The 5,894-nt window shown below is 39.6% G+C and carries 3 protein-coding genes and 1 pseudogene; 3 read left to right on the plus strand and 1 reads right to left on the minus strand.

Translation table 11 applies throughout. The annotated features are described in order from the left end of the window. Positions 1-628: 628 nt before the first annotated feature. Positions 629-1,024 (minus strand): annotated as a pseudogene (locus tag HMPREF0673_RS07850) (leucine-rich repeat protein); the annotation flags it as partial. A 608-nt stretch (positions 1,025-1,632) separates the two neighbouring features. Between HMPREF0673_RS07850 and HMPREF0673_RS07860 the strand changes: the two are divergent. Genes HMPREF0673_RS07860 through HMPREF0673_RS07870 form a run of 3 tightly spaced genes read left to right on the plus strand, consistent with a single transcriptional unit; the run spans position 1,633 to position 5,557 of the window. After that, the gene (locus tag HMPREF0673_RS07860) at positions 1,633-3,051 is read left to right on the plus strand and encodes an RNA-binding domain-containing protein (RefSeq protein WP_007900575.1); all 1,419 of its coding nucleotides are present in this window, start codon (positions 1,633-1,635) and stop codon (positions 3,049-3,051) included. A gap of 10 nt (positions 3,052-3,061) precedes the next feature. Next, positions 3,062-4,588 carry a WG repeat-containing protein gene (locus tag HMPREF0673_RS13410; protein WP_157591667.1) on the plus strand — a complete coding sequence of 509 codons (1,527 nt, stop codon included), beginning with the start codon at positions 3,062-3,064 and terminating at the stop codon, positions 4,586-4,588. 12 nt (positions 4,589-4,600) lie between these two features. After that, complete coding sequence (locus tag HMPREF0673_RS07870) at positions 4,601-5,557, plus strand: SEL1-like repeat protein (RefSeq protein WP_007900577.1); 957 nt, start codon at positions 4,601-4,603, stop codon at positions 5,555-5,557. Positions 5,558-5,894: the final 337 nt, after the last annotated feature.

Below are 5,894 nucleotides of genomic sequence, written 5' to 3' on the forward strand. Positions count from 1 at the left end.
GTGCAGCAGTCTCTGCTGCACCAACAAAGCAAGCAGTGTCCTCCCACAGAACGCACGGAACGCACAGAATCTTCTTGCAGAGAAGAGCCTCCCACAGATGGCACAGATCAACACAGAAGTTTAGGGGGTGCTGCACCCCCTGCAAGAAGTTCTGTGGGACAACACCACGCACCCTAACTATCTGTGCAAATCAGTGAAATCCGTGGGAGGACACAAGATCCTTGGTCGGTGCACTTCTTGCTCTGGCAAGCGGCAAAGCCGAGCGGAGACAAGTGCACCCTCTGGGAGAAATCCGTAGGAGAGCACATCACAGCAAGTAACGACTGACAGAAAGGCTGATAGATACCCCTCTTTTTCGGAGTATCTATCAGCCTTTTTTCTGCTTATAATGTGAGAGTTACGGCGCTGCTGGAAGATATGGCAGATTTTTTCGCCAAACAATTCAAAACATATCTCACGACATCACCATCAGCTTAGTTTGAGAGGCCGAATGCAATATTAGGGGCAAAGCAGCAGACCGTTATATGACATAAAAACGACCACGAATAACTCGAATAGCACGAATACGTTTAGATTGATTCGTGAGATTCGTGGTCGTTACACTATATTTAGAGTGGTCGTTGTATGCTTACTTCACAACGATACACTTTGTTGTTCCGTCGCTATACTTCACGATGTTCATGCCCTTTGTCGGACCATTCAACAGTTGGCCGTTAATGCCATAGCGTGCCACTTCCTTCACTGCGTCAGATGCAGTGGCAGAGTCAATGCTGGTAAGAGTGCCAATCTCTTTGATGTAATAGAAATAACGCCAATTGTCAGCAACCTCATACTTCTCAATGCAACCTTCTGGTACATAAAGCGTAGCGTTTAGCGCCGTTTCAGAATCGAATGTGTTTTCCTCTATCTTAGCAGGTATCTTCATTTCTGCAGTTACAGAGGTAAGGCTGCTACAGCCTGCAAATGCCGAGCCACCAATTTCTGTCAGTACTTTTGGGAAAGACACAGAGGTAAGGCTACTACAGCCTGCGAATTTAGAAGTAACAGATTACCAATTATTTGTGGTTAATACGGAAGAAAAGAGGATTGGGTTTTATGTGTAGGTTTAAGGAAAGTGAAGATTTAACGATTTTAACTTGCTTTTACGAACAAATGTGAGGTCTGGATAACAAAATGATGAAAGAGACGAGAAATAAGTGGACGTTGTCAAAAGAGAAAATAGAATGGGATGCAGTTGAAACTATACCCATTCTCTTATATACAATAACTTTACCTTATTGTCTGTATATAAAAGAGGTATAAAGTCAAATGCCTTGTATTTGAGAAAATAACACTCTTTTGGCAACTTTATGTGGATATAATCTTTATTCCCGGTTAAAAGCAGTAACTTTGTGGCAAACACAACAAATAATTGAAGCATGGCGGATTTAAATCGTGTCAAGACCATATTGGCAGAAAGAGGTATTATAAGTAAATGGTTAGCAAAGACATTGCATAAGGACCCTGCCACAGTATCGAAGTGATGCAACAACCACGCACAACTCGACTTGAAGACATTGGCACAAATAGCCGATGTTCTCAATGTGGATATACACGAGTTGATTTGCCATACAAAAGTGGAATGAACAGAATATGAGATATACTATCGAAGAGATACGTCAGATGCCCGAAGGGCAGACTTTCGACTGCAAGAGCATTCATATAGAACCGAAGGCTCTCGCCAACACTATTGTCGCTATGGCAAATGCCGATGGCGGCATGATAGCTGTAGGTATATCCGACAAGACTCGTCGTATCGAGGGTGTCAACCAAGACAAGGCTCATTTGAACGAGATACTTCGCACTCCGTTTGATTTCTGTGTACCCACCATTTCTGTTACGACAGAGTTCATGCCTTGCCAAGACAGCGAGGGCAATGACAACCACATACTGATAATCCATGTCCCGGCCAGTCCTCGCCTCCATGCCAACCAAGCCGATGAGGTGTTTTGGCGGGTGGGCGACAAGTCGCGTAAGCTACCCTTTGAGGAACGTCTGCAACTGATGTATGACAAGGGTGAACGATACTATGAGGACAGCCCTGCCTACGATGCCACTATCGAGGATATCGACATAGATGCCGTAAAAGCATATATGAAGCGCATTGGTTATGGCAAGTCTCCAATGGAATACCTGCAAGAGAACAAAGGATTCCTGACTTACAATGGCGATGTACCACAAGTCAGCACTGCCTGCATCTTGCTCTTCGGTAAGAATCCCCAGAACTTTTTCCCTCGTGCCCGTGTCCGTTTTATCAAGTACTATGGTACGGAAGAGAAAGTCGGCAGGGAAATGAACGTCATCAAGGATGTCACCTTCGAGGGGCGCATCCTCGACCAGATACAGAAGACCATCGACTACCTCGAAACGCAAGTGAAGGAACATTCCTATCTCGGTGAGGACGGACTCTTCAAGACCGACAGGGAATATCCTAAGTTCGTGATACAAGAGATGACGGTAAACTCGGTTTGCCACCGCGATTATAGCATCAAAGGAACGGAGATACAGATAAAGATGTTTGATGACCGACTTGTGTTCGAGACCCCCGGTAAGCTGCCAGGTATCGTCCGCACCGACAATATCCGCCACACCCATTTTTCCCGTAATCCCAAGATAGCCGAGTACCTGAAAGCCTACGACTATGTAAAGGAGTTCGGTGAAGGAGTTGACCGTATGTGTCGTGAGCTTTCTGCCATTGGCACGAAGGAACCCCAATATCATTTGGTCGCCTTTATAATGAAAGCTTCTGTGTGGGCTAATTTATTGGAGGAAGGGCAAGAAAAGACTATATTCGACCAGAAGCGACCAGAAAGCGACCAGATAAGCGACCAGATAAAAATGATTTTAGAACTAATCAAGGAAAAGCCACAAATAAGTAGAAGTGAAATTTCACACAAAATGGGACTTCATGAAAGTAGTGTGAAGCGTCGTCTGAAGCTGATGGTTGATAAAGGTATTATTCAACGCATAGGTTCCGACAAAGGTGGTCATTGGCAAATCTGCAATAACTAAATTTAAAAAAGTGAATTCACAATTAAACAAATCAGATAATACAAAGCACTCCAATTCAAATTGGATAGAAGAACGCAAAAATGGCATAGGGCTTACTGATTCTTTTTTGATGGATTCATCAAATAATGAGATCGGAGAGATTATGTCATCATTCGATACTCATGGATTTGCAGTAATAAAAGGAGATAAGGGTTATGGATTGATAGACAAACAATTGAAAGTGGTCCTTGATTGTTCGTACATTTTTAAAGATAACATATGTGGTCCTAACTTTGCATACTTAGTTGTACAGAAAAATGGGTGTTATGGTCTGATAAATGAAATTGGGAAAATTGTTGTACCGTGCCAATATCCAGGCTTTGCATCTTTTAGTAATGCCGATAATAATAATTTATTAGACAGGGGATTTTTATGTATTACAGACGGTAATAAGTATGGTTTGATTGAAATAGCCAATTCAAATCAATATCTACTTAATTGTGTTTACGATAGGATAGTATTTCATTCAAACAAACAATATATCTGGCAAGATTTCTTGTACGCAGACGATAATAGGTATATTGTTGGTTATTCTGCAAAATCATGTACTGTGTTTGATGTTCTATCACGTCAGTTTTTTATCATAAATGAGCTGGTATATAACATTGAAGTTATTTTCAATAATCATATTATTGCTATTTCAAAGTACTCTAAAACAGATGACACTTTGAAATATAAAATTCTTTCAATAGAAAATGGTATTACAATGAACGAAAAAGAATATGACGGACTAGCAACTTTAGATGGGAAATATATACAAGTACGCCAGGGTGAGAACTGGGGTATTTTTGATTTGTCAGAAAATAAAGAGATTATTCCATGCCAATATTTTCACGGAGAGAAACAGAGTGGGTATTCTGTTCACTTTTGTCCAGATTTCATGATAAAACCCAATGAGGAATTGATATTGGTTTTAAATGATGGCTTGTGGGGTTATATTAACAAAAGCAACAACTTAGTTATTGACTGTATTTATGAGAAAGCAAGACCTTTTTCTGATGGTATGGCGGCTGTTTATCAACATTTTTATTGGAGATTTATAAACTCAGATGGTGAATTTGTAGGAGGGAAATATATAGAAGTATTGGATTTTAAGGAAGGAATGGCTGGTGTAAAAGAATTCGATAAATGGGGATATATTAACAAGTACGGAATTCAGATTATCCCTTCCCGTTTTTCTGAAGCAAAATCTTTTGCAGAGGGATTGGCACCGGTGGCTTTTAAAAATAAGTGGGGATACATAAATGAAATGAATGAAACAGTCATACCTTTCCGATATCAGTGGGCATATCCATTTAATGATGGAATTGCAAGTGTTAATGATTATGGTGGTAATGGACATATTGATAAAAATGGGAAATGGATTGATTATGAAGAATATAAACAAGATAATAATACCTATCATAACTATGAAGCAGAACGTTGGGATGCACTAACTGATGGAATGGAAGGCGATTACCCTGGTTCTGGCGTTGACTACGATTTATTAGGATTTTAATAACGGAAACTCATGTTCGCAAAAGGATATACAAATATTAGGGCGATGATAGAAACCCAATATGGGATTTTATCACAAATGATAACGGATATAGCTTACAGATACCAGACGCAATTAAAACAAACAGAGGAAGAAGCTGATCGATTGGCGCGAGATAATTCTGATGGAGATTATGAGGTCTATCATACAATATTGAATAGTTTTAATGATGTTGAGGAAAGGTCGTTGTGTTTGATGACGGAAAGCAGAAAGATCCTGTTTTGTACGATTTTTTCATACTATGAGACAATACTCAACGAATTTGTCCTGTATTATAAAATAGCAAATAATGCCACCCTGCCATCACAAATACTTGATTCAATTCTTAAAGCATATAAGACAAAGTACGGAGAAGAGATAACTTGTATAGAAGAAAATGTAGAGTATGCCAACTCTATTTATAGGTTATTACGTAATCTCTACATGCATGGTACACTTTTAGGGGAAAAGGATAGATGTACGCTATTCAATTATGCTGGAGTTACCCATGGTTTAAAGGCTGTCGGTATCGATACAATTGTTATCACAGATAATGCATTCTTATATAAAGCACTTGATTGTTTTAAGACGATTCTCGTTTGTGTAGATGATGCTTTTACGCAACAATTATCAGAAGAACAAAAGCAATTGATGAGGGCTAAGGATATTATACGAGAAGCGATTAATAACTATCCTCCTAAAATACCTGGGCTAGAGGATGAATATCCTCCTTTTTGTTCGATTAGGATACACAGATTACTATGTGAGGCAGAATCCTTACTACTTTACGTAGCCAAGCAAGGTAATGCAGAAGCTCAAATGTTATTAGCAGATTTGTATATATCTGCTTTTGAGACCCCACAGAAAAAGAAAGGATTTTTCTGGCTAAAGAAGGCTGTTGCACAGAATTATTTACCAGCAATCCAAATGCTTAGAGAAGTGAACTATTGACAACCTTTGTCAACCCTGTCCACGATATAATACTGCCTATCAGCTTCAAATTTGTCCTTCATCGTAACCACTCGTAAACCCTTGTCAACTACGTTCACGATATGACAAAATAAAAGCTCCGCAAATTCTCCACGGTAGAAATACGCTGCAAAAATATGTGGAAAATCGGGAACTGCCAAAAAGCACTCAGAAAGTGTTAAAAATCAAAGAGTATTGAAAATCAAGACTTTATGGTTAGTTAGTCATAGTAAGTTATGGTTAGTTATAAGGCTCTAAATACAGTGATTGAATACAGAAGCAGAAGTTTTGTAGGAGGGTATGGCATCCCTGCCATACC

The organism is Leyella stercorea DSM 18206 (genome assembly GCF_000235885.1).
Classification (GTDB): Bacteria; Bacteroidota; Bacteroidia; order Bacteroidales; family Bacteroidaceae; genus Prevotella; species Prevotella stercorea.

Coding starts and splice junctions, on each gene's coding strand:
- HMPREF0673_RS07870 (WP_007900577.1), top strand. CDS start 4,601: ATGTTCGCAAAAGGATATACAAATATTAGGGCGATGATAGAAACCCAA.
- HMPREF0673_RS07860 (WP_007900575.1), top strand. CDS start 1,633: ATGAGATATACTATCGAAGAGATACGTCAGATGCCCGAAGGGCAGACT.